Source organism: Acinetobacter sp. YH12098 (assembly GCF_013419235.1).
GTDB classification, from domain to species: domain Bacteria; phylum Pseudomonadota; class Gammaproteobacteria; order Pseudomonadales; family Moraxellaceae; genus Acinetobacter; species Acinetobacter amyesii.
Window position 1 is genome coordinate 50,315 of record NZ_VPAO01000012.1, and the last position, 23,884, is coordinate 74,198.

Annotated in this window: 27 protein-coding genes; 20 read left to right on the plus strand and 7 right to left on the minus strand. The window is 42.7% G+C overall.

The window, feature by feature from the left end; all coding sequences use genetic code 11:
- Positions 1 to 7: 7 nt before the first annotated feature.
- Together FTU38_RS05215 and purC are read left to right on the plus strand one after the other, a co-directional pair.
- Entirely contained in the window at positions 8 to 613 is a 606-nt protein-coding gene (locus FTU38_RS05215; RefSeq protein WP_078193263.1) for a lipoprotein-34 precursor (NlpB), read from the plus strand.
- Positions 614 to 649: 36 nt separating this feature from the next.
- The gene (gene purC, locus FTU38_RS05220; RefSeq protein WP_078190626.1) at positions 650 to 1,369 is read left to right on the plus strand and encodes a phosphoribosylaminoimidazolesuccinocarboxamide synthase; all 720 of its coding nucleotides are present in this window, start codon (positions 650 to 652) and stop codon (positions 1,367 to 1,369) included.
- Between the two features lie 336 nt (positions 1,370 to 1,705).
- On the opposite strand, the gene FTU38_RS05225 is transcribed toward purC, so the two are convergent.
- Positions 1,706 to 2,977 carry a replication-associated recombination protein A gene (locus FTU38_RS05225; protein ID WP_078193264.1) on the minus strand — a complete coding sequence of 424 codons (1,272 nt, stop codon included), beginning with the start codon at positions 2,975 to 2,977 and terminating at the stop codon, positions 1,706 to 1,708.
- A 252-nt stretch (positions 2,978 to 3,229) separates the two neighbouring features.
- Between FTU38_RS05225 and FTU38_RS05230 the strand changes: the two genes are divergently transcribed.
- Both FTU38_RS05230 and FTU38_RS05235 read left to right on the plus strand, forming a co-directional pair.
- Positions 3,230 to 5,026, plus strand: coding sequence for an EAL domain-containing protein (locus tag FTU38_RS05230; protein ID WP_180004336.1), 1,797 nt, complete (start codon positions 3,230 to 3,232; stop codon positions 5,024 to 5,026).
- 20 nt (positions 5,027 to 5,046) lie between these two features.
- Positions 5,047 to 5,523 carry a DUF523 domain-containing protein gene (locus FTU38_RS05235; RefSeq protein WP_180110695.1) on the plus strand — a complete coding sequence of 159 codons (477 nt, stop codon included), beginning with the start codon at positions 5,047 to 5,049 and terminating at the stop codon, positions 5,521 to 5,523.
- A 27-nt stretch (positions 5,524 to 5,550) separates the two neighbouring features.
- On the opposite strand, the gene FTU38_RS05240 is transcribed toward FTU38_RS05235, so the two are convergent.
- Positions 5,551 to 6,003 carry a YcgN family cysteine cluster protein gene (locus FTU38_RS05240; RefSeq protein ID WP_180110706.1) on the minus strand — a complete coding sequence of 151 codons (453 nt, stop codon included), beginning with the start codon at positions 6,001 to 6,003 and terminating at the stop codon, positions 5,551 to 5,553.
- A gap of 167 nt (positions 6,004 to 6,170) precedes the next feature.
- Here FTU38_RS05240 and FTU38_RS05245 point away from each other — a divergent pair, with 167 nt between their 5' ends.
- Complete coding sequence (locus tag FTU38_RS05245) at positions 6,171 to 6,329, plus strand: DUF1328 domain-containing protein (RefSeq protein ID WP_005006601.1); 159 nt, start codon at positions 6,171 to 6,173, stop codon at positions 6,327 to 6,329.
- Between the two features lie 164 nt (positions 6,330 to 6,493).
- On the opposite strand, the gene murJ is transcribed toward FTU38_RS05245, so the two are convergent.
- Together murJ and ampD are read right to left on the minus strand one after the other, a co-directional pair.
- The gene (gene murJ / locus FTU38_RS05250) at positions 6,494 to 8,035 is read right to left on the minus strand and encodes a murein biosynthesis integral membrane protein MurJ (RefSeq protein WP_180092649.1); all 1,542 of its coding nucleotides are present in this window, start codon (positions 8,033 to 8,035) and stop codon (positions 6,494 to 6,496) included.
- A gap of 86 nt (positions 8,036 to 8,121) precedes the next feature.
- Positions 8,122 to 8,694 (minus strand): 1,6-anhydro-N-acetylmuramyl-L-alanine amidase AmpD, encoded by a 573-nt coding sequence (gene ampD, locus FTU38_RS05255; protein WP_078190631.1) that lies wholly within the window; start codon positions 8,692 to 8,694, stop codon positions 8,122 to 8,124.
- Positions 8,695 to 8,879: 185 nt separating this feature from the next.
- Between ampD and nadC the strand changes: the two genes are divergently transcribed.
- Positions 8,880 to 9,725 (plus strand): carboxylating nicotinate-nucleotide diphosphorylase, encoded by an 846-nt coding sequence (nadC, locus tag FTU38_RS05260; RefSeq protein WP_180110696.1) that lies wholly within the window; start codon positions 8,880 to 8,882, stop codon positions 9,723 to 9,725.
- Between the two features lie 73 nt (positions 9,726 to 9,798).
- Here nadC and FTU38_RS05265 read toward each other — a convergent pair whose 3' ends face one another.
- Both FTU38_RS05265 and rph read right to left on the minus strand, forming a co-directional pair.
- Positions 9,799 to 10,044, minus strand: coding sequence for a hypothetical protein (locus tag FTU38_RS05265; RefSeq protein WP_180110697.1), 246 nt, complete (start codon positions 10,042 to 10,044; stop codon positions 9,799 to 9,801).
- Between the two features lie 150 nt (positions 10,045 to 10,194).
- Positions 10,195 to 10,911 carry a ribonuclease PH gene (gene rph, locus FTU38_RS05270; RefSeq protein ID WP_078190634.1) on the minus strand — a complete coding sequence of 239 codons (717 nt, stop codon included), beginning with the start codon at positions 10,909 to 10,911 and terminating at the stop codon, positions 10,195 to 10,197.
- 176 nt (positions 10,912 to 11,087) lie between these two features.
- Between rph and FTU38_RS05275 the strand changes: the two genes are divergently transcribed.
- Positions 11,088 to 11,765, plus strand: coding sequence for a TetR family transcriptional regulator (locus FTU38_RS05275; protein ID WP_078190635.1), 678 nt, complete (start codon positions 11,088 to 11,090; stop codon positions 11,763 to 11,765).
- Positions 11,766 to 11,825: 60 nt separating this feature from the next.
- Here the strand turns inward: FTU38_RS05275 and FTU38_RS05280 are convergent, their stop codons facing one another.
- Entirely contained in the window at positions 11,826 to 12,443 is a 618-nt protein-coding gene (locus FTU38_RS05280; protein ID WP_111885097.1) for a thiol:disulfide interchange protein DsbA/DsbL, read from the minus strand.
- Positions 12,444 to 12,625: 182 nt separating this feature from the next.
- On the opposite strand from FTU38_RS05280, the gene ubiG reads away from it, so the two are divergent.
- From ubiG to FTU38_RS05345, 13 genes are all read left to right on the plus strand, one after another.
- Positions 12,626 to 13,336, plus strand: a complete 711-nt coding sequence (gene ubiG, locus FTU38_RS05285; RefSeq protein WP_078190637.1) for a bifunctional 2-polyprenyl-6-hydroxyphenol methylase/3-demethylubiquinol 3-O-methyltransferase UbiG — start codon at positions 12,626 to 12,628, stop codon at positions 13,334 to 13,336.
- Positions 13,336 to 14,034: an HAD family hydrolase gene (locus tag FTU38_RS05290; RefSeq protein ID WP_180110698.1), complete on the plus strand. Its 699-nt coding sequence runs from the start codon at positions 13,336 to 13,338 to the stop codon at positions 14,032 to 14,034. The genes ubiG and FTU38_RS05290 overlap by 1 nt, the downstream gene beginning before the upstream one ends.
- Before the next feature lie 36 nt (positions 14,035 to 14,070).
- Positions 14,071 to 14,820 carry a YciK family oxidoreductase gene (locus FTU38_RS05295; protein WP_180022987.1) on the plus strand — a complete coding sequence of 250 codons (750 nt, stop codon included), beginning with the start codon at positions 14,071 to 14,073 and terminating at the stop codon, positions 14,818 to 14,820.
- A 169-nt stretch (positions 14,821 to 14,989) separates the two neighbouring features.
- Positions 14,990 to 15,409 carry a hypothetical protein gene (locus FTU38_RS05300; RefSeq protein ID WP_180063057.1) on the plus strand — a complete coding sequence of 140 codons (420 nt, stop codon included), beginning with the start codon at positions 14,990 to 14,992 and terminating at the stop codon, positions 15,407 to 15,409.
- A 218-nt stretch (positions 15,410 to 15,627) separates the two neighbouring features.
- The gene (locus tag FTU38_RS05305; RefSeq protein ID WP_168379727.1) at positions 15,628 to 15,783 is read left to right on the plus strand and encodes a hypothetical protein; all 156 of its coding nucleotides are present in this window, start codon (positions 15,628 to 15,630) and stop codon (positions 15,781 to 15,783) included.
- Positions 15,784 to 16,092: 309 nt separating this feature from the next.
- A complete protein-coding gene (locus FTU38_RS05310; RefSeq protein ID WP_180008591.1) occupies positions 16,093 to 16,503 on the plus strand; it encodes an RcnB family protein in 411 nt (136 codons plus the stop codon).
- 244 nt (positions 16,504 to 16,747) lie between these two features.
- Positions 16,748 to 17,158, plus strand: coding sequence for an RcnB family protein (locus tag FTU38_RS05315; protein ID WP_078190642.1), 411 nt, complete (start codon positions 16,748 to 16,750; stop codon positions 17,156 to 17,158).
- 131 nt (positions 17,159 to 17,289) lie between these two features.
- Positions 17,290 to 18,642: an amino-acid N-acetyltransferase gene (gene argA / locus FTU38_RS05320; protein WP_180004326.1), complete on the plus strand. Its 1,353-nt coding sequence runs from the start codon at positions 17,290 to 17,292 to the stop codon at positions 18,640 to 18,642.
- A gap of 338 nt (positions 18,643 to 18,980) precedes the next feature.
- Positions 18,981 to 19,943, plus strand: coding sequence for a sulfonate ABC transporter substrate-binding protein (locus FTU38_RS05325; RefSeq protein WP_180110699.1), 963 nt, complete (start codon positions 18,981 to 18,983; stop codon positions 19,941 to 19,943).
- Positions 19,944 to 19,969: 26 nt separating this feature from the next.
- The gene (locus FTU38_RS05330; RefSeq protein ID WP_180110700.1) at positions 19,970 to 20,959 is read left to right on the plus strand and encodes an aliphatic sulfonate ABC transporter substrate-binding protein; all 990 of its coding nucleotides are present in this window, start codon (positions 19,970 to 19,972) and stop codon (positions 20,957 to 20,959) included.
- Between the two features lie 33 nt (positions 20,960 to 20,992).
- Positions 20,993 to 22,168 carry an FMNH2-dependent alkanesulfonate monooxygenase gene (ssuD, locus tag FTU38_RS05335; protein WP_180110701.1) on the plus strand — a complete coding sequence of 392 codons (1,176 nt, stop codon included), beginning with the start codon at positions 20,993 to 20,995 and terminating at the stop codon, positions 22,166 to 22,168.
- Positions 22,168 to 22,983, plus strand: a complete 816-nt coding sequence (gene ssuC / locus FTU38_RS05340; protein ID WP_078190647.1) for an aliphatic sulfonate ABC transporter permease SsuC — start codon at positions 22,168 to 22,170, stop codon at positions 22,981 to 22,983. The genes ssuD and ssuC overlap by 1 nt, the downstream gene beginning before the upstream one ends.
- A gap of 10 nt (positions 22,984 to 22,993) precedes the next feature.
- Entirely contained in the window at positions 22,994 to 23,800 is an 807-nt protein-coding gene (locus FTU38_RS05345; RefSeq protein WP_078190648.1) for an ABC transporter ATP-binding protein, read from the plus strand.
- Positions 23,801 to 23,884: the final 84 nt, after the last annotated feature.

Sequence of the window (23,884 nt, forward strand, 5' to 3'; positions counted from 1 at the left end):
AAACATCATGCAATTACGTTTAGGACTTAGCCTGGCACTTTCAGTGTTTACATTAGCCGGTTGTAGTTCACTTGCCTTTAATAATGGCACACTGGACTATAAACAAACCACAGATGTTGAACCACTGAAATACCCTGAAGGGTCGATGGTTCGTCCTGCAACGCCTTTGTATCCTGCTCCATCTGTTGACCCACTAGCAATTGAGCATGCACCAAAGCTTGAAAATAAGCGCGGCAATCGCTATGCCCTTCCGCGTCCAGCCGCGGAAAAAAATAATGTCGTTGCAGATTCCTCAACAGACAGTACAAATATTAGCCGCCCTCAACTATTGGTGGATGGAAATCAAAATCCACTGATCAAAGTTGAAGGAAATTCTGCTACAATTTGGCAATACACACTTGCTACCCTCAGCAGCCTTAACCATACCATTGTTGGTCAGAGCAAAAACCGTTACGAAGTAACCGTCAAGGTCGATCAACAGACCTATGTTTTAAGACTTTCTTCTGTAGGTTCAAGCAATAACATCGCTGTGTTCAATGCCGATAACAGTTTTGCAGACAAAGAAAAAGCTGCAGATCTGTTAGCTCAGATTTACCAAAATTGGCCAGCCTAGTCGTACTAGGCATTTTTTCTCGAAAAAGGTTCCCTCATGTTAAAACAAACCTTGCTCTATACTGGTAAAGCGAAATCTGTTTATGAAACAGATAGTTCTGACCACCTCATCCTAGTTTTCCGTGACGATGCTTCTGCATTCAACGGTGAAAAAATTGAACAACTGGATCGCAAAGGTAAGGTGAACAACCGTTTTAACGCCTTTATCATGGAAAAATTGGCTGCGGCTGGTATAGAAACTCATTTCGAAAAACTTCTTTCTCCAACTGAAGTTTTAGTGAAAAAATTGACTATGGTTCCTGTAGAGTGCGTAATCCGTAACTATGCAGCAGGTTCACTTTGCCGTCGTTTAGGCGTTGAAGAAGGTAAAGAACTTACTCCGCCAACTTTCGAATTGTTCTTCAAAGACGATGCGTTAGGCGACCCAATGGTGAATGAATCACAAGCGATTGCATTAGGTTGGGCGACTGCAGAACAACTCGCTCAAATGAAAGAATTGACTTATAAAGTAAACGAAGTACTTAAAGGTCTATTCGATGCAGGCAACATGCTGCTTGTTGACTTTAAACTTGAATTTGGTGTGTTCCACGACCGTATCGTACTGGGTGACGAATTCTCTCCAGACGGCTGCCGTCTATGGGACAAAGACACTAAGAAAAAACTCGACAAAGACCGTTTCCGTCAAGGTTTAGGCGGTGTAGTTGAAGCTTATGAAGAAGTTGCTGCACGTTTAGGTATCGACCTTTCTGATATCTAAGTCGTTCATCGATGTAAAAAACCGAGCTCTTTAGCTCGGTTTTTTAATGAAATATTACTCGATTAATCTATGATCGAAAAAACAAATGTTAACGATAAAAATCCTCTGTTTCACATTTACCCACGTTCACACTAAGATAGCTACATATCAAGCAGCACCAGGATCTATACTTCTCCAATGTGTATGCCGACCAGATTTTCCATCTACCCTCTAGGATGTATCTCCCCCAAAGACATCCTATTTTTTCAGCCCAGCTCGCCTTGAGTTGGGCTTTTTTTTGCATGAAATAGACATAAAAAAGGGCGCCGAAGCGCCTTGCCATTATGATCATTCAAATCATTGTTGCTGTTGTTGCATCCAACGTCGTTGCTGCAAACGCTCACCTTCAACTTCACGTTTATTACGTGCAGACTCATACAGCTTAGTGCCTTTCAGTTCAGGCGGCATATAATCCTGCATGACAAAATGCTCAGGATAATTATGTGGATATAAATAGTCCACGCCATAGCCTTGCTCTTTCATCAATTTGGTTGGTGCATTTCTCAAATGTAGTGGCACAGGTAGATTCGAGGTTTTTTCTGCCAAATCTAAGGCTTTGTTGATGGCCAAATAAGTACTGTTACTTTTAGCACTGGTTGCCAAATACACCGCACATTGCCCCAAAATGATTCGACATTCAGGCATACCAATTGCCTGCACAGATCGGAAACATTCTCCAGCCAACAGTAAAGCATTTGGATTTGAGTTGCCAATATCTTCAGATGCCGCAATCAACATACGACGTGCAATAAAGACGGGGTCTTCACCACCTTTGAGCATACGTGCCATCCAATACAAAGCGGCATCTGGATCACTGCCTCGAATCGACTTAATAAAAGCCGAAACTAGATCATAATGCTGTTCGCCCGATTTGTCATAGCGTGCAATATTTTGCTGCGCAACTTTGACTACCACCGCATTGTTAATGATATTCTCTAAGTCTGGCTCAAACGTACTGGCGATTAAATCTAAAAGATTTAATGCTTTACGAGCGTCACCTGCGGCAAATTGAAATAAAGCTTCATATTCTTCGATTTGAATATAACGCTCTTTTAAAAACGAATCTTGGTGAATGGCTTGATCCAGTAAGCGCTGAATTGCATCATTATCCAGAGCATTTAAGGTATACACCTGACAACGGGACAATAAGGCATTATTAACTTCAAATGAAGGGTTTTCTGTGGTTGCACCAATCAGGGTAATTTTGCCCTTTTCAACTGCATTCAGTAATGCATCTTGTTGTGACTTATTAAAACGATGAATTTCATCAATAAACACCACAGGTGTCAATAAATCTCCACCATCGGCGATGATTTCACGTAACTCTTTCACCCCAGTATTGAGCGCAGATAAACTAATAAATGGTCGGTCAACAGCCTGCGCCAACAACAACGCAATCGTGGTTTTACCTACACCTGGAGGTCCCCAAAAAATAATCGATGGCAAATGCCCTTGGTCAATCATCTGGCGTAACGGTGCATCTTCACCCAGAAGGTGATCTTGTCCAATAATTTGAGATAAATCATGAGGACGCATGCGTTCAGGAAGAGGAATTTGGCTGTCTGACATCTTATTATTTCGTTTCCGGCAATTGGGGACGTTTTTTCTATTCTAACACTGCCTTGGCAGAATCTTTGCTTTATTCGATATTCAATTTAAGAGGCTGGTTTGATGTCGTTATTTAAGTATCTTGCATGTAAAAATCCTTAGGCGAATGTTAACTATAATGTAACAAGAGATCTTATCCCTTATCGATCAAATTAAAGTATGATCGGCTAGATATCCCATTTTTAGCTTGCCTGACCCAATTGGACAGATTGTATGAAGCAATCATTAAAGCAAAAGCAAATACCTCAAGTTCAACAAGGCATTGATCTATCTATATATTCATTTCAACAAATGCCTCAAGCCAAGAATATACAATTACAACATACCCAATGTGCAGAATTACGAGAAAAACTCGACAGCCGTAATCAAATGTTAGATGCCAGTGTCGACTGTATTAAATTATTAAGCCTAGACGGTCATATTCTGCATATGAACCGCGCTGGTTGCTTAGCTCTCGGTGTGTCGCCGACTGAAACTGAGTTTGGTATGTCATGGCACAAATTATTGCCTGAAGAAGTCCGCGACGCGTGTCTGAATGCTTTTGCAGAAGCCAAACAAGGAAAAACTTCTCGCTTTGTCGGCATGAGCCAAGTGGCCGATGAACCCATGGCTTATTGGGATAACATGCTCAGCCCAGTATTCAATGAATATGGTCAAGTCAAAGAAATTCTCTGTGTCTCCCGTGATATTACGGTACAGCGACTGGCGGAAAATAAACTCCAACGGATCATTGAACAGGATGATTTAACAGGTTTATTAAACCGCCGTGCGTTTAGTCGAGTCTTTAAAAGTCACTTAAGAGTGGCACGAGAACATCAGCAACAACTGGGTTTGTTATTGATCGATCTGGATTATTTTAAGCATATTAATGACACCTTAGGGCATAGTGCCGGAGATCATTTACTGCATACCCTTGGACAGCGTTTTCAGCACTGTTTTGATGCAAATATCGTGGTTTCACGCTTAGGTGGCGATGAATTTGCCATTTCTATTCCTAACTTAAAATCGCAACAACAATTAACAGATATTGCCAGCATCGCCTGTCAGCAAATGGATATGCCGATTTTCTATAATGGACAAAGCATCAATATAGGTATGAGTATTGGCTGCGCGATCTACCCACGCGATGCACAAAATTCCTCGAATTTACTTAAATGCGCAGATATTGCACTGAATGATTTAAAAGGCAGTGGTCGTGGTGGGGTGCGAATGTTCAACCACACCATGTTCAAAATCCTTGAAAATACCACTCGTCAATTAACGCTAGCGCGCAGCCTGATTAAGTCCAATCAAATTATTCCGTTTTATCAACCCAAAGTTCGCCTTTCTGACAGTCAAGTGGTCGGCTTTGAAGCTTTGCTGCGTTGGTACGATAAAGACCAACAATTACAATTACCTTCTCAAATTTTTGCTGCATTTCAAGATTATGAATTGGCTTCACGCATTAGTGAAACGATGCAAATTAAAATCTTTCAAGATATTCAAAAATGGATTGAACTCGGACTACAACCGCTACCGATTTCAATAAATGCTGCACCTGTCGAATTTTTACGTGATGATTATGCGGAAAAACTACTGAATCGCTTAAAGCAGTTTGGTATTTCACCGGACATTATTGAAGTCGAAATTACCGAGCAAAGCCTGTCGGAACGTGGCTCAAATTATGTGATTCGCGCCCTCAATTTATTGAAAGACCATGGCATCCACATTTCTTTAGATGATTTTGGTACAGGTCATTCATCATTAACACGTCTAAGTAACTACCCTGTCGACTGTATTAAAATCGACCGTAATTTTGTGGAACGCATGCATACCGACTGTTCAGCACTGGCCATTGTCAAAGCGATTACCCAAATTGGTGCCAGTGTTTCCCTGAATATACTGGTCGAAGGTATAGAGAAACCTGAACAGGTCGATACCTTAAAAGAATGTAATTGTCATACTGGACAAGGTTTTTACTTTTATCGCCCGCTCAGTTATGACCATGCGATGGAACTTTTGAGTCACTAAAACTTGTGGAGCAAGACACGATGACACTGAAGTATTTAGTCAGTGCCTGTCTGGCAGGCCAACCCGTTCGTTATGATGCAAAATCAAATACACAACAAGCGATTTGCCAACTGATGCAGACTCACCAAGTCATTACGGCCTGCCCAGAAATGATGGGCGGCCTGAGCTGTCCACGTTTTCCTGCAGAAATTCAAAATGGTCAAGCCACTGATGTGCTCAATGGTACAGCTCAAGTTAAAGATGTTTTGGGGACAGATGTCAGTGCTGAATTTATTGCAGGTGCTCAACGAATGTTAGAATTGGCCCAATTACACAAAGTTGATGTTGTTGTCTTGAAAGATCGCAGCCCGTCTTGCGGCAGCCATTATATTTATGACGGTAGCTTTACCCGTACGAAAATTGAAGGCTATGGAGTAACCACAGCACTCCTCAAACAGCACGGTTTTCAGGTTCTGTCAGAACAAGACTTTCTGACTATGATACAAGATCAACTCTAGATCCAAGATAGAGCGTATCTGTGTCCTTTAGCGTACCCAACGTACAATATAATCTTCAATATCATTAGGGTTGACGTCTTCTTCACTGATGCAACGCCCTGCGGCAGACTTTCGTGCCTTCAAAATACTGTCACGATTTCCCGTCACGAGATGATGCCAACGTGGTAAATCTTTACCTTCAGAAATTCTACGATAAGCACAGCTCGGTGGTAGCCAATGAAATTGGTGAATCTGATGTGGCGTCAGCTGTATACAGTCTGGAACATGTGATTGACGATTTGGATAATCGGAGCAAGATGCCTTTTCACAATCTAAAAGTTTGCATGCCACTTTGGTGTAGGCAACCTCATGAGTATCTTCATCTTCAAGCTTAATTAAACAGCAAAGCCCGCAACCATCACAGAGTGACTCCCACTCCAAATGGTTGAGTTCAGTCAAAGGATGCTTTTTCCAAAAATGTGGGCGTAGAGTATCGGTCATCTTCTCGCTCGCAACAAAGGTGGCAGGCATATTAACTGAACCTGCACATTAATTCCTTGTTTAAGTTACCGAATATTGAACATTAAATAAACAAAAGACTACAGAGTAGGTTTTTTTAGCCTCTTATAATGAGCATACAGAATAAAAAATCACATGGAGATAAAACTATGTTCCGCTGGGCTATTATTTTCGCTGTAATTGCATTGATTGCGAGTCTGCTAGGTTTTGGTGGTGTGGCAGGCTTATCCAAAGACTTTGCTGTTATTCTTTTGGTTATTGCAGTTATTCTCGCAATTGTTGGTTTCCTCTCTCGAGGAAAAGTTTAGACGACGGATTGTATGTCGTTTTAAACTACAAATTACCCCCTTAGACTCATGGATAAGAAACGTAGGTTTTTATCATCTTGAGCGTCAATGAAAAGAAATAAGAGCCTATGGGCTCTTATTTTTTTTTCATCCAAGTAAACTTACTATGTTGTATGGTTTTAGCTTTATGGTTTTAAATGACGTGGTCTAAAGCCTGTTGCAATTAAGGCAATACCATAAGCAGCAACACCTATCACACATAAGATGATCACTTCCGCGACACGCATCCACGCAGACACATCACCGTTGTACCATGTTAAGCCGTACCACAGTGCAGCAATCATCACAGCATTGGCTATCGCAAACTGAATCACCAACTTTTTCCAATGTGCACCAAAGCGAAAAATATTGCGCTTATGTAAATAAAAATACAGCATCCCTGCATTCACTAATGCGGAACCAGAGGATGCCAATGCCAAGGCCATATGCTCAGCATGCCAATCAATCAGTTTAAAGAATCCAATAAACACCACATTAAGAATGGCATTCGCTGCGACCGCCATTAAACCTACACGTACTGGAGTTTTGGTATCTTGTTGCGCATAAAACCCTGGTGCAAACACTTTAATGAGCATGAATGAAATCACACCGGCACTCATACATTGCAATGCCAATGCGGTCATCTGTGTATCTTCAAAGCTAAATTGACCACGTTCAAATAAGGCCTGAATAATAGGTGTAGAGAGCATGAAAAGCGCAATACTGGCAGGCACACCCACCAAGATAATGACCTTAGCTGCCCAATCAATCATACGGCGGAATTTGTCCTGATCTTGTTCAGCATGGCGTGCAGACAATGACGGTAAAATCACGGTACCAATAGCTACCCCAATCAAACCTAAAGGTAGCTCGGTCATACGTTCAGCACTATACAGCCATGATACTGAACCATCTTGCATGAAAGACGCCCAAATGGTGTTCAACAGCAGGTTGATCTGCGTCACTGAGACACCAAACAGTGCTGGCAGCATCAACTTCATGATCCGATCAACACCTTCGTGTTTGAAGTCTACTTTGGGTGGAATCAGTAATTTTTTACGCCACAGCTCTGGAATCTGAATCGCCAATTGCAAGAATCCTGCCGCGACAACAGACCAACCCAAAGCCATAATTGGCTCAGCCATATAAGGGGTTAACCACAGCGCACCGGCAATCATCGCGACATTGAGTAACACTGGAGCGAACGCAGGTGTACTGAATGAGCCATAACTGTTCAAAATACTGCTGGCAAATGCCGTTAAGGACATAAACAATAAGTAAGGAATCGTTAGGCGGAACATATCGGTAGCTAACGCAAATTTGTCTGCATCACCATGGAAACCCGGTGCATAGATATAAATAATCGCGGGTGCCGCCACCATTGCGATGAACGTCAAACTAGTCATCACCAGACCTAAACAGCCAAAAACACGGCTAATCAGAATCTGGACTTCGGCATGGGTTCGACTGGTTTTATATTCAGTCAATACAGGAATAAAGGCTTGTGAAAATGCCCCTTCTGCGAATAAACGCCTAAAAAAGTTAGGAATACGAAAGGCAACCACGAAGGTATCGAAGTCTTTACCTGCACCAAATACATTTAACAGGACAATATCCCGTACCAGTCCCAATACACGGGACAACATAGTCATTGCACTGACAATGACTGTCGAACGCCAAAGCGCCATCGGTATTTCTCACTTTTGAAAGTGCGCCTATTGTAATGAAACTCGTCAAGGAATTTCATTGGTTTATTAAACGCAGTATGTATTGTTTATTTGTTTTTAAAATGATGTAGCTGTTGACGAAAAGCGTTCCACTCAAAAAATGGACCCGGATCAGTTTTACGTCCCGGTGCAATATCTGAGTGTCCGGCGATATGTTGTTGAATTTTAGGATAAGCCTGTTGTAAACACGCCACGACCTCGGTCAGCACGGCATATTGTGCAGCTTCAAAAGGTAAATCATCACTTCCTTCGAGTTCGATGCCTATCGAATAATCATTACATTCTTTTTGTGCTAAATAGGTTGAGCGACCTGCATGCCAAGCTCGATCATTAAAATTGACAAACTGTAGAACTTCGCCTGTGCGCAGGATCAATAAATGTGTCGATACCTGCATCCCTTCAATGGTTTGAAAATAAGGATGTTTCGACCAATCCAACTGATTTTGGAAAAATTGTTCGATATAACCACCTCCAAACTGAGAAGGTGGCAAACTAATATTATGAATGACGACAAGCTGAATTTCGGTATCTTCAGGACGCTGGTTAAAATTCGGTGATGGAATTTGACGCGCACCTAGCAATTGCCCATCCTGCACCTGAAATGTTGTTGCTTGTGACATAAAGTGATCCTGAGTCTGAATTGCTCGTGAATTTTAGATCAGAGCCTAAAGGCATTCATGCTAAAACTTTCACTGATATTTCTCAATTCATGTTTGTGATTGCTGTTAAAAATCGCTCATTTTTCATGAACAATGCTAATATAGCGCGCACATTTTCCTGGGTTAAAAAAGATACGGAACTTCTTATGAGCATATCGCAATCTTTGCTTGAACAATCAATCCAAATCAATATTCAACACGCACTACAAGAAGATATTGGCGAAGGCGATATTACTGCCCTATTAACTCCAGAAGATGAACAAGCCACTGCAACGATTATCAGCCGTGAAGAGATGATCTTGGCAGGTCAGCCTTGGGTCAATGCGCTCATTCAGGCTTATGATGCCGCTGTCCAAGTCACTTGGTTGAAACATGATGGTGACCGTGTTGCCGCAGGCGAAGCCTTTTTAAAACTCGCAGGTTCTGCGCGTAGTTTACTCACGGTTGAGCGTCCAGCCTTAAATTTTATACAAACATTATCTGCAGTAGCGACTAAAACTGCTGCCTATGTCCAGCAGCTTGAAGGTTTGAATACTCGTTTACTCGATACCCGTAAAACCTTACCAGGCCTACGTATTGCACAAAAATATGCAGTTGCTGTCGGAGGTGGTCAAAACCATCGCTTAGGTTTATTTGATGCGTTTTTAATTAAAGAAAATCACATCATGGCAGCAGGTGGCATCCAACAAGCGATTGCCAAAGCACACCAGATTGCACCGGGCAAACCTGTGGAAGTTGAAGTCGAAACTTGGGATGAACTCAACCAAGCATTGGAAGCAGGTGCGGATATTGTGATGTTGGATAACTTTAGTCAGCAACAAATGATTGATGCTGTCAAACACGTGAATGGTCGCTGCAAACTTGAAGCCTCAGGCAATATCACCATTGCAAACTTACGTGAAGTGGCAACGACAGGGGTCGATTATATTTCGATGGGTGTACTCACCAAAGATGTCACAGCGATTGATTTATCGATGCGCTTTAATGCCTAACGCTCTAGACTTACTCTAAACATAAATAAAGGGTGCTGTAGCACCCTTTTTGATGCTTAAGATCTAGCATGACTTAATCATCATCTTGCTGTTGTTTTGAACTTCGTCGAGCTTCATCTTCATGCTCGGAGTCCTTTTCATGCTCCGCATCGTCTTCATGCTGCTCGCGCTCATCTTGATCATCGCCCTGATCTTTTGAGTTTTCACTTTGTTCAGAAAAACGACCACCTTCACGCTCTTGATCCTGATTCCCAAAAAAATCACAACCACTGATCAACAATACGCTGAACAAAGAAAAATACATCATCCAATTTTTCATATTTAGTCCTTCAAAGCATCCTGATCCTATTAATTTGAGTCAAAGACACGCTACTGAATAGCCGATTCGTGTTGGATTTTCTATATTCAACGCATAAAAGAACGCATCCGAAGATGCGTTCTTTATTCAGTTTGAACTGAATCAAACAACTTACCAGCCTAAAGCTTCTTGTTGTTTTTTGATCAATTCTTGAATGCCTTTTTCAGCAAGTTCAAGCATTTCATTACACTGTGTACGTGTAAATGGTTTGTCTTCTGCTGTACCTTGAAGTTCAATGAACTCACCAGCTTGTGTCATCACTACGTTCATGTCTGTTTGGCAGCTTGAATCTTCTTCATAGCAAAGATCAAGTAATGCTTCGTCTTGATACATCCCTACAGAAATCGCAGCAACTAAACCTTTTAATGGATCTTGTTTAATTTTTTTATTTTCAAGCAAGACATTCATTGCATCGACCAAGGCAACTGCTGCACCTGTGATTGATGCTGTACGTGTACCGCCATCTGCCTGAATCACATCACAGTCGATGCTGATGGTATTTTCACCCAATTTTTTCAAATCGACCATCGCACGTAAGCTACGACCGATCAAACGTTGGATTTCTTGAGTACGACCGCTTTGTTTACCACGTGCCGCTTCACGGTCAGTACGTGTATGTGTTGAACGAGGTAACATGCCATATTCAGCAGTCACCCAACCCTGACCTTTTCCTTTAAGGAAACGCGGCACTGAGTTGTCGACACTTGCAGTACAAAGAACTTTTGTATGACCAAATTCAACCAATACAGAACCTTCCGCATAACGTGTGTAGTTACGGGTAATTTTTACTTCACGTAATTGATCTAATGCTCGTTGGTCGATACGCATAATGAGTCCTTAATCTGACAAAATTGATTGCGGCACATTATAACAGAAGGTACAGCCAGATTCGGGACGCATTCGTGTGCATTTACAAAATCCATTCATCCAAGTTTTGATAGGCCCATCGTACGACATCAGGAAATTTGTTAGACTGAAGCCACGCAAAATTCAGGACGAATTGCATGTCGATACGGGAAGAACGTAAGCAACAAAGTCGTAAAGCCATCCTTGATGCAGCGCTTGCATTAAGTACTACGGGCCGTTCTTTCAGTAGTCTGAGCTTACGCGAAATTTCCCGTCATGTCGGCTTGGTTCCTGCTGCGTTTTATCGCCATTTTCAGGACATGGACGAGCTCGGCTTGGAGCTGGTCGACCAAATGGCCCTGCACCTTCGCAATGTCCTCAATCAACTGAGTCAGCAATGCTTTCAAGCGCCAGATGCACGCACACGACAGAGTCTGGATTATTTATTTCATGCCGTTGAGCAATTTCCTGAGGCATGGATGTTTCTCATTGCAGAGCGTTGGGGTGGTTCAGCTTCCTTAAGACAAGCCATTACACGTGAGTTTAATTTTCTCAGTACCGATTTGGCCCACGCACTGGCTCAAGTTGAAGCGACTCAACATATTCAATCCGAACAAGACCTCAAAGTATTGGGACAAATTTTGTTTGAATTGGCCTTGAGTTGGGCAATGCAGTGGATTGACTTACATCGACATGTTGAGCTTCCACAACGTACGGATGCGCTACAACAATTTCGCCGCCAAGCTCAGACCCAAGTTCAGCTCTTATTTCGTGGCATCTTGCATTGGGATCGATCTTTGGCTCAAATCGCTGATCCGCAAAATTTATCGACCTAAAACGCAAAATGTACCGTCATAAAAAAAGCCGCATCGAGTGCGGCTTTTTCAAAACATCTGTTATTTCGCTTTACGTTCTTTATCAACAAGGAATTTCACGATTTCAACGGTACGTGCATCTTCACCTTGTACGATGTATTTACCATTGACGGTAATCGCAGGCACGCCGCTCAATTGATATTGAGCCGCTAAGCTTTTCGCTTGAGCAATTTTTGAAGACACAGCAAATGATTTAAATGTGCTGTTAAATTTCGCTTCAGGAACACCATAACGGGTGTAGAACTTAGCAAATGCGCCTTGTTCTAAGATATTTTTTTGACCCACATGAATGTCATGGAACAATTGTAAATGTGCTTTTTGACGAACACCCAGTGCTTCCGATGCATAGTAAGCACGCGCGCCTTGTTCCCAAAGTGGATTCATTGCTGCAGGTGTACGGACAAAACGTACATCTTTAGGCAATTGCTTTAACCACGTTTGCATATGCGGTTCTAATGTAAAACAATGTGGGCAGCCATACCAAAAGAACTCACGGACTTCGATTTTACCCGGACGTTCGACTTTAATCGGTTTTGGAATAACTGTGTAATCAGTCCCCGCGACAAATTGCGCTGCCATCGCACTGCCAGAAAAAGCCAAAATAGCTGTTGTAATCGTGCCTAAAAGGAATTTTTTCATTGAACTTATCGTCCTCAAAATCATTATGATTAGTTTATGGCAACACTATAAATCAAATCTGTCGATTTCGTTTTCATTCTGTGAACTTTTTTAAGGCTTTTATCGCTTTTTTTTCAGGACGCGCTACACTAACTCCCATAAACTTTTTTCTAAAATATAAAGACTTGATTGAGGTGCAACCGATGTCGCAATTGAATGTTGATCCACAAGAAATTGCCAAATTTGAAGCTTTCGCAGCCATATGGTGGGATCAGCATTCTGAGTTCCGCCCTTTGCACATGATTAATCCTCTGCGTTTGAACTGGATTGATGAGCATTCAAATGGTATCACTGGCAAGAAAGTATTAGATGTGGGCTGTGGCGGCGGTATTTTAGCTGAAAGCATGGCACGTCGCGGTGCGCAAGTATTGGGTATCGACATGGGCGAAGCGCCATTAAATGTTGCACGCCTACATGCCGAACAAGAAAATGTGCAAAATATTGAATATCGCCAAGTGCCTGTAGAGCAATTGGCAGAAGAACAAGCAGGTCAATATGACGTCGTTACCTGTATGGAAATGCTCGAACATGTACCTGATCCAGCATCAATTATTTTAGCGTGTCAAAAACTGGTAAAACCGGGTGGTCATGTATTCTTCTCGACCATTAACCGTAATCCTAAAGCCTATTTGTTTGCGATTATTGGTGCGGAATATGTTTTACGCATGTTGGCGAAAGGCACTCATGATTATTCAAAGTTTATTAAACCTTCAGAATTAGCTCATGATATTCGTCAAGCCGAGTTAAAACTCAAAGATATGACAGGTTTACATTATAACCCGATCACCAAACGCTATTGGCTCGCACCGAATGTGGATGTGAACTACATGGTTCATACGGTGAAAGAAGCCTAATGAAAGCTGTACTCTTTGATCTTGACGGTACACTGATTGATACCGCGGCTAATTTTATTCGTATTATTCAAGACATGTGCCGTGACAAAGGCATTGCGGTGGTCAGTGCAGAAGACATTCGTGTACAAGTATCTGAAGGCGCGCGTGCGATGGTCAAACTGGTCTATCCAGAGTTAGACGTTGAAGATCCTGTCTTTCTGGCACATCGTCAACGCTTTCTAGATCTGTATGGTGCTGATATTGCAGTTGATACCGATCTGTTTGAAGGCATGTATCCACTACTCGCAGAGTTAGAACAACATCAAATTCCGTGGGGCATTGTCACCAATAAGCCGCGTTCACTCAGTGAAGCGTTGCTCCAAGCGTTGAATTTGATTGAGCGCTGCTCGGTATTGGTTTGCCCAGACGATGTCAGTAAAACCAAGCCAGACCCAGAGCCGATGTATTTAGCAGCCAAGCACATTCATCTAGATGCTCAAGACTGTATCTATGTCGGTGATCATCCACGTGATATCGATGCCGGTCGTAATGCGCAGATGTACACAATTCTTGCGGCTTATGGCTATTTACCTTTACAACACAAAGATGACTTAACAGCTTGGCATGCAGATTGTATAGTGAAGACTGTTGCTGAATTGCATGAAGTCATTCATGATTTGGTTATCAAACCGAAAACGCTAAACACAGCGACTTTATAACGATAGAACACAACACAATAAAACGAGGAGGTACGGATGAAATATTCAGAATATCAACCTCGCCCCGATCTGCTCAAAGATCGCATTATCCTGATTACAGGTGCGGGCGATGGTATTGGCCGTGCGGCTGCCCTCAGCTATGCCTTACATGGCGCAACCGTGGTTTTACATGGACGCACACTGAATAAACTAGAAGTGATTTACGATGAAATTGAAGGATTGGGTGCCCCCCAACCGGCGATTTTACCGCTACAACTGTCTAGTGCCTCTCCTCGTGACTATGAGCTATTGGTCGACACCTTAGAAAAGCAATTTGGTCGCCTAGACGGCATTTTGCATAATGCCGGGATTTTGGGTGAGCGAACTGAACTAGAACATTATCCTGTGGATGTTTGGGATGATGTCATGGCGGTGAACCTTCGTGCGCCCTTTGTACTGACTCAAGAGCTGATGCCCCTACTGCAAAAATCTGAGCATGCCTCAGTGGTCTTTGCCAGTTCAGGTGTGGGGCGTGAAGCCCGTGAACGTTGGGGCGCGTACTCGGTTTCAAAAATTGCCATTGAAGCCGTAAGCACATTGTTCGCTAAAGAAAATGTACATCCGAATATTCGCTTCAACTGCATTAACCCAGGGGCAACACGTACTGCCATGCGTGCAAAGGCGTATCCAGACGAAGATCCAAAAACTTTGCCTACGCCTGAAAGCATCATGCCTGCATATTTATATTTAATGGGTGACGACAGCTTGCATTTAACCGGTGCCAGCATAGATGCCCAAGATGAATAAGCTGAAAGCCAATTTAAAAAAGGAAGCGCGAGCTTCCTTTTTTTATGTCTTGAATCTTTACAACGCATCATTAACCGACTGATTTTGCAGTGACCACGCGAAAGTCGACTTGAGTTTTTAGCAAATTTGCCGATACTTGGGGCATTCTTTAAAAACATTGGATTGATACATGTCTGACTTTAGCAATATTACAGTGACTCCAACTGAGGATGGCATGGTTAACCTACTGGTCGATGGTCAACCGATTTCAGCAAAATATGGGATGAAATTCGACCCGAGTATCGTGGACGATTTAAAAGGATTAGATGTCGGTCAAAATGCAAAATTATTTGAACAATTTATTTTTTCGCATACTGACTTAAACTTTGAGCATGCCTATTTCTATATCACTTGCATTCAAAAGCAAGAAGCAGGCTTTCAAGTGATCACTAACTTTGTTTATCGCATCATTGCGCAAGATCAAGCACCGTTTGAGCATGTGATTACCAAACAAGGTGCAGCAATGACACCTGAAGATATTAATGAATTTATTCAAGCTCATATTCAAAAATCATTAACGGACTATACCGATCTGAAATACGCATACTAAGTGTGTTCTAAGTGACACATTCAGAACTAAAAAGGGCCATTTGATGCCCTTTTTTTAACCTTGAAATTTTACAAACTTCGATCAACAGACAGCTGGATCACCCAACTTGCCACTAATCGTATTTTTAAATTATTTTTATAATAATATTCGGTTTTTCATATTAAATATAAAAGCATAGACTGCTGGGCATGACATAGACCGACGGCAAGGAGACCCAAATGGCTGATCAAACACGTAAAATTGAAACCATTCGTTCCATTGAAAACTTACAACTGACTGAAAATTTGATCTCTGCAATGGACGATGCCGAGCAAGCTGAATCTGTGGCTCAAGCGATTTATTCCCTCCAATGCCTAAATGAGCAGTGGTACTAAAACCAGAGCTTACTCAACATTTTCAGTCCAGTATCTCTACCCTATTTGCCCATCAAGACTTGATGGGCATTTTTGATCGTGCTTACAATAGACTTCAAATTTGATCAAAGCTGAATTGCAAGGATAAAAGCACGCTTTATCGGGCCATCGTTTTCAAGATGGAAAGATTGTTCTCGGCGCCAAATTTATCGCATAATATCCGCAATCTCTTCGTTTTATTTAAAGAAATATTCATCTTTCTTCACAGTTTCTCTGCATTTAATGCGTACAGTAGTGATATTGAAGATAAATTACTCATGAGGGTTGAACATGAAAAAGATTTTGCCAATTTTGGCTCTTTCTTTCAGTGCTTTAATAGCAAGCAGCATCACGTCTGCAGCGCCTCACTTCAAGAACGATGAACGTGGCTTTGATGGCCCACGCGGCAATGCATATGGTCAAATGAAAAAAGATCGTGATTTCCGTGGTTATCAGGACGATGACGATCTTGAAGATCGACGCCGTATGCGTGAACAACGTGGAGTCAAACGTTTGCAACAACATAAATGGCAAACGGGCTATGTGATGCCACAGCATTATCGTGGTAATGGTTATAAAGTCGATTATAAAGACCATAACTTACCTAAACCATCGCGTAATCAGCAGTGGTATAAAATCAATAATGACTACATACTAGTCAACTCAGACAGTAACAGTATTCTGAAAATTTTAGGTATGTAAGCCATTTTGAATTAAATTTCGCCATACTTTTTTAAAGCCCAGATCAACTCTGGGTTTTTTTTATGCGGTTTTTTCAATATTTAACCGCGAAGCCTGATGCTGCCTAGCTTTCAGGTCATTTACACACCTTCAAATTTCCTCCATACATTTCACAATTCAACTATATTGCCCCCATGCTTTCTCTGAACTTTCTCGCTAATTTTGAATCATCGAAAAACAGATTAGAAATGTATAGAGGTGTCCCATGAACAAAATCGTATCGACTTTAGTTCTTTCAGTATCGGCTTTAATGGCAACGACAGCAGCGATTGCTGCGCCAGACCATCGTCAAGATGACCGCCGCTACCATCCGTCATACCAACACCAAGATAACCGTTGGGACAATGACCACCGCCCGAGCAATTGGAATAACAACAACCGTTATGACAATAATCGCTACGACCGTAATGACTCTCGTCGCGTAAACCCAAGCCGCGATTGGCGTGTTGGTCAAAGCTTGCCACGTGTCTATGATTCAAGCCGTTACAAAGTCAGTGATCGTGAAGCACGCCGCTTACCAAACACCGGTCGTTATCAACAATGGTACAAAATCAATGGTGACTACGTGCTAGTCAATGATCGTACTGATCGCATAATTCGTATTAAGAATGGCTAATCATTCAACGATCTCTTAAGTCCCTTTCCCAACACCTGAACACTGTTCAGGTGTTTTTTTATATTTGCTTTCCGCTGTCATCTGTTTTTGTTTAGAATCATCCATACCAGGGCGAATAAACAGGCATAGGCATGCAAACGAATATCACTGAACCATCTTCTAGCACAACCTTACAGTATGTGCATTGGTTCCGTCATTCTGCACCCTATATTAATGCGCATCGCAACAAAACCTTTGTCATCATGTTTGATGGTGAAGCGCTGCAACATGAAAATTTTCAACACATTATTCATGATATTGCCTTATTACACTCACTTGGTATTCGTCTAATTTTGGTGCATGGTGCTCGTCCGCAAATCAATCATAATTTACAAAGCAGCGGCATCAAGACACCATTTCATCATCACCGTCGCATCACCACTCGCGAATCCTTACCTGCGGTGATGAATGCCGTCGGTTCCATTCGTCTGCAAATTGAAGCCCTCCTGTCTATGGGTTTAGCCAACTCACCGATGTACGGCGCGCGTATTGATGTGGTCTCAGGCAATTTGGTCACGGCAAAACCGTATGGCATTCGTGACGGTATCGATTTTCAACTGTCTGGTGAAGTTCGTTCCGTCGATATCGATGCGATTCAACGTCATTTAGAGAGCCAAAATATTGTGGTGCTTGGGCCAACAGGTTATTCCACGACAGGTGAAGTGTTTAATTTATTGGCTGAAGAAGTTGCGACCAAAACCGCCATCAGCTTAAAAGCGGATAAGTTGATTTTCTTGGGCAAACAACATGGTTTGCACAATGAACATGGGCAGCTACAACGCGAAATTACGCCTCATCAACTTGATCAGCATATTTTGCAATATCAAGATTCTAACCCCGACATAGCCCTGCATTTAAGCGTTGCCAAAGATGCTTCCCTTCAAGGCGTACACCGTGTTCATCTCATTTCCTATGCCTATGATGGCGCATTGATCGAAGAATTGTTCACGCGTGACGGCTCTGGCACCATGATCACTGATGCGCATTATGAAGAAGTGCGTACTGCCGATATTCAAGATGTTGGCGGCTTAATCAATCTCTTACGCCCTCTCGAACAAGAAGGCATCTTGGTTTATCGCTCACGCGAACGTCTGGAAAATGAAATTGGACAATTTGCAGTGATTGAACGTGACGGTACGATTTTGGCCTGCGCTGCGTTATACCCGATTCCTGTCACAGGGAATGAAAAACGCTCTGCTGAAATCGCGTGCGTAGCTGTGCATCCGGGGTATCGAAAATCAAATCGCGGTAGCCAAATTTTGCATTATTTAGAAGAAAAAGCGCGAGATTTAGGTATTGAACAATTGTTTATTTTGACCACACGGACAGCGCATTGGTTCCTTGAACAAGGTTTTGAACAAGTCAGTGTCGATGACTTACCGAATGCCCGTCAGGCCTTATACAACTACCAAAGAAACTCATTGGTTTGTAAAAAGTCACTTTAAAGTGGCTTTTTTTATGCGCTGAATAGCATTATTTTGCATAAGGTTATGCCTAATCCCTTGGCTATCCCCCTCAAATCACTTTGCAAGCCACAGAATAACCATATCTGCCATTTAAATAACCCAAATAAATAAATAATTTCAATAACTTAAAATAATACTTTGACACATTATATGTTTTTCTAAAATCATAATTTTTCATAAGTTTTGCTGATTTTTATTTATCTTTTTTCCTGATTTTAAATTTAAGTTTTCTTATTTTTTTCGAAAAAGAAAACTCTTTAGCTTATGTGTTCATAAATCAACAGTTCTGCAAATTTAGACCTTTATAGGAGCAACACATGCGTACTCACAAAGTAAAACTTTGGACAAAAACACTTGTACTGTCTACAGCGGTTGTGGGTGCCATGATGATGTCGGGCTGTGGCAAAAAAGAGGCTGATGAAAATGTCACCTTAAATATTGGCTTCCAAAAATATGGCTTATTGCCAATTTTAAAAGAACGCGGAACCTTAGAAACAGCCTTAAAAAGCCAAGGTGTAAATATCAAATGGGTGGAATTTCCTGCGGGTCCACAGCTGCTTGAAGGGCTCAATGTGGGCAGCGTGTCATTTGGTGAAGTCGGTGAAGCACCGCCTATCTTTGCTCAAGCCGCTCAAACCGATTTGGTTTATATTGCCAACCAACCTGCAGTTCCAAAAGCTGAAGCGTTAATTGTGCAAAAAGATTCGGCTATTCACAGTATTCAGGACTTAAAAGGTAAACGTGTGGCCTTAAACAAAGGCTCAAACGTGCATTACCTGTTGCTCAAGCTGTTGGAAGCCAATCAGCTTAAATTTAGCGACATCAATGTCGTGTATTTACCGCCTGCCGATGCACGAGCTGCCTTTGAAAAAGGTGCCGTTGATGCATGGGTAATTTGGGACCCGTTCCTTTCTGCCGCTGAGCATCAACTTAATGCTCGCAGCATTGCCAATGGCGAAAACTTGGTGAAGAACTACCAGTTCTATTTGGCCGATCGTAAATTTGCTCAGGAAAATCCAAAAGTGCTGCAAGCTGTGGTGAATGAGTTGAATTTGACCACGCAATGGGTCTCAAAAAATCAAGACGAAGCGGCCAAGTTACTCGAAGGCAAAACCGGCTTAGGTCTAGATGTGCTTAAAACATCTATTTCACGCTTAGGCAATCAAGTGACGCCGATTACTACACAAGTGGCGCAAGAGCAGCAGCAAGTCGCTGATGCGTTTTATAACGAAAAATTAATTCCAAATAAATTAAATATTGAGTCGGCCATTATCAAATAAGCCGACGACAGCATAAGGGCGATGCCATGCGTATTCTAAGAACATTTTCCATACTGACTTTAGCCACTTTGGGCCTTGGACTCAGTGCCTGCCAAAAACAAGAAATAGCACAGCAGGATCGTGAAAAAACAGCTGAAACAGCCGTAAAAACCTTGGTTATCGGTTTCCAAAAATCAGCATTAAATTTACTGGTTGCCCGTGAACAAAAGCTCTTTGAACAACAATTTCCCGGTGCTCACATTGAGTGGAAGGAGTTCCCTGCTGGCCCACAAATGTTAGAAGCCCTTGCGGTCGGTGCGGTGGATTATGGCTATGTCGGCAACACCCCGCCTATTTTTGCCCAAGCTGCCTATAAAGACCTGAATTATATTGGCTATGAAGTGGTGCCTGAACAGTCGCTTGCTGTCGTGATTCCAGCGGATAGCTCAATCAAAACCATTCAAGAATTACGTGGCAAACGCGTTGCTGTACAAAAAGGCTCGAGTGCGCATGAGTTATTAGCCAAAACTTTAGAAAAAGCCGGTTTGACTTGGAATGACATTCAACCGATTTGGATTCCACCAGCAGATGCACGTGCCGCATTTGATAAAAAATCAATTGATGCATGGGCCATTTGGGACCCGTTTTTATCTGCAGCGGAGTTGGATGCTCAGGCTAAAGTGCTGATTCAATCTGGTGATTTTCCAAAGACCTATTCATTTTATGTGGCAAATCCAAAAGTCGTTCAGGCGCACCCTGATGCCCCAGCTAAATTTTTAAAGGCCTTAGACGCTTCCGATCAGTGGATTGTGAAGAACCAAAATGTGGCTTTAGAGATTTATAAAAACAGCACAGGGCTGCAAAAGAATATTGCTGCGCAAGCCTTTTCTCGCCGGTCTAAACCATCTCCTGTGCGCTCACTGACACCCGAGGTCATACAAGCACAGCAAAATATTGCGGACTTATTTAAACAAGTCCAACTGATTCCAAACAACATTCAAGTCCAAAAGCAAGTTTGGACACCTTCATCACATTGATACCCGAGCCATCAAAAATACAAGGAACTGAACATGAAAATTTTCTGGTTTATCCCTACCCACGGTGACAGTCGCTACTTAGGAACAAGTAAAGGTGCACGCCAAGTCGATCATGCCTACATGAAGCAAATTGCAGTAGCGGTGGATAATCTTGGCTATGAAGGCGTTCTGATTCCAACAGGTCGTTCATGTGAAGATCCATGGCTTACAGCTGCAAGCTTGATTGATGCCACTAAAAATTTAAAATTTCTAGTGGCGCTACGTCCGGGGGTGACAACGCCTGCACTAACTGCACGTATGGCTGCAACTTTTGACCGTTTATCTGGCGGCCGTATCTTACTGAACTTAGTTACAGGCGGTGATGAGCAGGAACTCAAGGGTGATGGTGTCTATGAAGATCACGCAACGCGTTACCAAACTGCCGCGGAATACACCACCATTTGGCGTGAAATTTTAACCCGCTCACATACCGGTGAAAGCTATACCTTCCATGGTGAACGTCTGAGTGTGGACGACGCCAAATTACTCTATCCGCCGCTACAAAAACCGTACCCACCATTATGGTTTGGCGGTTCTTCAGAGGCAGCTGTTGATCTGGCAACGGATCAAGTTGACACCTATTTGACTTGGGGTGAGCCACCTGCTGCGGTAAAAGAAAAAATTGCAGTGGTGCGTGAAAAAGCCAAAGCCAAAGGACGTGAACTGAATTATGGCATTCGTTTACATGTCATTGTGCGCGAAACCAATGAAGAGGCATGGAAAGCAGCTGAAGAGCTGATCCAATATGTCGACGATGACACCATTGCAGCTGCGCAAGCCAAGTTCAAAACCATGGACTCTGTTGGTCAACGCCGTATGGCTGAACTGCACAACGGCGACCGTAGCAAATTAGAAGTATCGCCAAACTTATGGGCGGGTGTTGGCCTGGTTCGTGGTGGTGCAGGTACGGCACTCGTTGGTGATCCTGAAACGGTAGCCGCACGTATCCAAGAATATGCCGATCTAGGAATTAGCACCTTCATTTTCTCTGGTTACCCACACCTTGAAGAGTCTATCCGTTTTGCAGAATTGGTGTTCCCACTACTGCCATTGGAAACACGTCAGAAATTGGTTCAACCTAACTTAACCGGCCCATTTGGTGAGATTGTCGCGAACAATTACACACCAGATGAAAATAAAAAAGCTGAAAAGATTCAGGAGCCGGCCTAATGTCCAAAACTGTTTCTGTTGAAACCTTCAAAGCACCGAAGGTTTCACGTGGAACACAACTCGGGCAGCGTTTGCTGCCTTGGTTGTTTCCTATTGCATTAATTATTGTGTGGCAAATTGCCTCTGTTACAGGGCTGTTAGAAAGTCGTATTTTGCCTGCGCCAAGTGCGGTGGTGGTGGCCTTTTGGAACTTACTGATCAGTGGTGAACTGTGGAAGCATGTTCAAATCAGTGCGGGTCGTGCTTTGGTTGGACTTCTAGTCGGTGGTGGTTTAGGTCTTTTTTTAGGGCTGCTAAATGGTTCATCCAAAACAGCATCGACGTTACTCGACACCACACTGCAAATGATCCGCAACATTCCTGCTCTTGCCCTGATTCCCTTGGTGATTTTATGGTTTGGGATCGATGAATCGGCCAAGCTTTTTTTAGTCGCTATCGGCGTATTCTTTCCCATTTATATCAACACCTATCATGGTATTCGCTCTGTAGATCCTCAACTGATTGAAATGGGCAAAAGCTACGGTTTGAGTGGCTGGCAACTGTATAAAGAAATTATTCTGCCAGGGGCGATGCCATCTATTTTAGTTGGTCTGCGTTTTTCACTCGGTCTCGTTTGGGTTTTGTTGATTGTGGCAGAAACCATTTCAGCACAAGCCGGCATCGGTTATATGACCATGAACGCACGTGAATTTCTGCAAACCGACATCGTCTTGGTCGGGATTTTATTGTATGCCCTACTCGGTAAATTGGCCGATGTACTGGCTGTTGCCTTAGAAAAATATTTACTCCGTTGGCACTCGGGTTACCAAAAATAAGGAGCATGTGATGACCGATTTAAGCATAAGCCGTCATGCAGACGACTCAACCCAACCTCAGCGTTCTTCTGTCGAGGATATCAACCCCCATGCGGTGTTGGGCGCAGAGATCCTGATTGAACAACTACACAAATTTTATGGCGATGTTAAAGTCCTTGAGGACCTTGACCTACATATTCAACCCGGTGAATTCTTGGCAATTGTCGGTCGTAGTGGCTGTGGTAAAAGTACCCTGCTTCGCCTCATCGCCGACTTAGAAAAACCGAGTTATGGCGAAATTAAATTTAAGTCTGCTCGTCATATTCGTGAAGGCATCACAAGTGATGATATTCGTGTGATGTTCCAAGACCCTCGCCTCCTGCCTTGGCGTAGCATTGAGAAAAATGTACAACTTGGTTTAAGCAAAGACCAACACGCCAATGCTACAGCACTCCTCGAAAAAGTCGGTTTAAAAGACAAAGCGGGGCTTTGGCCAACACAGCTATCAGGGGGGCAACGTCAACGTACTGCACTGGCACGTGCTTTGTCACATAAACCACGCATTTTGCTGCTAGATGAACCACTGGGTGCGCTCGATGCCTTAACACGTTTAGATATGCAGAATTTGATTGAAAAACTCTGGACTGAACAAGGTTTTACCGCAATTTTGGTCACACATGATGTAAGTGAAGCCGTGCAGTTGGCAGACCGTATAATCTTGCTCGATAAAGGCCATATTGCCAAAGAATTTCGTGTCGATTTGGCCCGCCCACGAAAAAAAGGCATTGAATTTACTGAACTTGAACAACAAGTCTTACAAGCAGTCTTGGCCACTTAAGCTATACATGTGCAGGAAATCATCACTTAAACCGTATGACTTCCTGTTCTGTTCCAAAGCAATATCACAATAAAACCATGTATA

Excerpts from the sequence above, each read along its gene's own strand:
- FTU38_RS05215 (WP_078193263.1), top strand. The coding sequence starts at position 8 with ATGCAATTACGTTTAGGACTTAGCCTGGCACTTTCAGTGTTTACATTA.
- purC (WP_078190626.1), top strand. The coding sequence starts at position 650 with ATGTTAAAACAAACCTTGCTCTATACTGGTAAAGCGAAATCTGTTTAT.
- FTU38_RS05225 (WP_078193264.1), bottom strand. The coding sequence starts at position 2,977 with ATGTCAGACAGCCAAATTCCTCTTCCTGAACGCATGCGTCCTCATGAT.
- FTU38_RS05230 (WP_180004336.1), top strand. The coding sequence starts at position 3,230 with ATGAAGCAATCATTAAAGCAAAAGCAAATACCTCAAGTTCAACAAGGC.
- FTU38_RS05235 (WP_180110695.1), top strand. The coding sequence starts at position 5,047 with ATGACACTGAAGTATTTAGTCAGTGCCTGTCTGGCAGGCCAACCCGTT.
- FTU38_RS05240 (WP_180110706.1), bottom strand. The coding sequence starts at position 6,003 with ATGACCGATACTCTACGCCCACATTTTTGGAAAAAGCATCCTTTGACT.
- FTU38_RS05245 (WP_005006601.1), top strand. The coding sequence starts at position 6,171 with ATGTTCCGCTGGGCTATTATTTTCGCTGTAATTGCATTGATTGCGAGT.
- murJ (WP_180092649.1), bottom strand. The coding sequence starts at position 8,035 with ATGGCGCTTTGGCGTTCGACAGTCATTGTCAGTGCAATGACTATGTTG.
- ampD (WP_078190631.1), bottom strand. The coding sequence starts at position 8,694 with ATGTCACAAGCAACAACATTTCAGGTGCAGGATGGGCAATTGCTAGGT.
- nadC (WP_180110696.1), top strand. The coding sequence starts at position 8,880 with ATGAGCATATCGCAATCTTTGCTTGAACAATCAATCCAAATCAATATT.
- FTU38_RS05265 (WP_180110697.1), bottom strand. The coding sequence starts at position 10,044 with ATGAAAAATTGGATGATGTATTTTTCTTTGTTCAGCGTATTGTTGATC.
- rph (WP_078190634.1), bottom strand. The coding sequence starts at position 10,911 with ATGCGTATCGACCAACGAGCATTAGATCAATTACGTGAAGTAAAAATT.
- FTU38_RS05275 (WP_078190635.1), top strand. The coding sequence starts at position 11,088 with ATGTCGATACGGGAAGAACGTAAGCAACAAAGTCGTAAAGCCATCCTT.
- FTU38_RS05280 (WP_111885097.1), bottom strand. The coding sequence starts at position 12,443 with ATGAAAAAATTCCTTTTAGGCACGATTACAACAGCTATTTTGGCTTTT.
- ubiG (WP_078190637.1), top strand. The coding sequence starts at position 12,626 with ATGTCGCAATTGAATGTTGATCCACAAGAAATTGCCAAATTTGAAGCT.
- FTU38_RS05290 (WP_180110698.1), top strand. The coding sequence starts at position 13,336 with ATGAAAGCTGTACTCTTTGATCTTGACGGTACACTGATTGATACCGCG.
- FTU38_RS05295 (WP_180022987.1), top strand. The coding sequence starts at position 14,071 with ATGAAATATTCAGAATATCAACCTCGCCCCGATCTGCTCAAAGATCGC.
- FTU38_RS05300 (WP_180063057.1), top strand. The coding sequence starts at position 14,990 with ATGTCTGACTTTAGCAATATTACAGTGACTCCAACTGAGGATGGCATG.
- FTU38_RS05305 (WP_168379727.1), top strand. The coding sequence starts at position 15,628 with ATGGCTGATCAAACACGTAAAATTGAAACCATTCGTTCCATTGAAAAC.
- FTU38_RS05310 (WP_180008591.1), top strand. The coding sequence starts at position 16,093 with ATGAAAAAGATTTTGCCAATTTTGGCTCTTTCTTTCAGTGCTTTAATA.
- FTU38_RS05315 (WP_078190642.1), top strand. The coding sequence starts at position 16,748 with ATGAACAAAATCGTATCGACTTTAGTTCTTTCAGTATCGGCTTTAATG.
- argA (WP_180004326.1), top strand. The coding sequence starts at position 17,290 with ATGCAAACGAATATCACTGAACCATCTTCTAGCACAACCTTACAGTAT.
- FTU38_RS05325 (WP_180110699.1), top strand. The coding sequence starts at position 18,981 with ATGCGTACTCACAAAGTAAAACTTTGGACAAAAACACTTGTACTGTCT.
- FTU38_RS05330 (WP_180110700.1), top strand. The coding sequence starts at position 19,970 with ATGCGTATTCTAAGAACATTTTCCATACTGACTTTAGCCACTTTGGGC.
- ssuD (WP_180110701.1), top strand. The coding sequence starts at position 20,993 with ATGAAAATTTTCTGGTTTATCCCTACCCACGGTGACAGTCGCTACTTA.
- ssuC (WP_078190647.1), top strand. The coding sequence starts at position 22,168 with ATGTCCAAAACTGTTTCTGTTGAAACCTTCAAAGCACCGAAGGTTTCA.
- FTU38_RS05345 (WP_078190648.1), top strand. The coding sequence starts at position 22,994 with ATGACCGATTTAAGCATAAGCCGTCATGCAGACGACTCAACCCAACCT.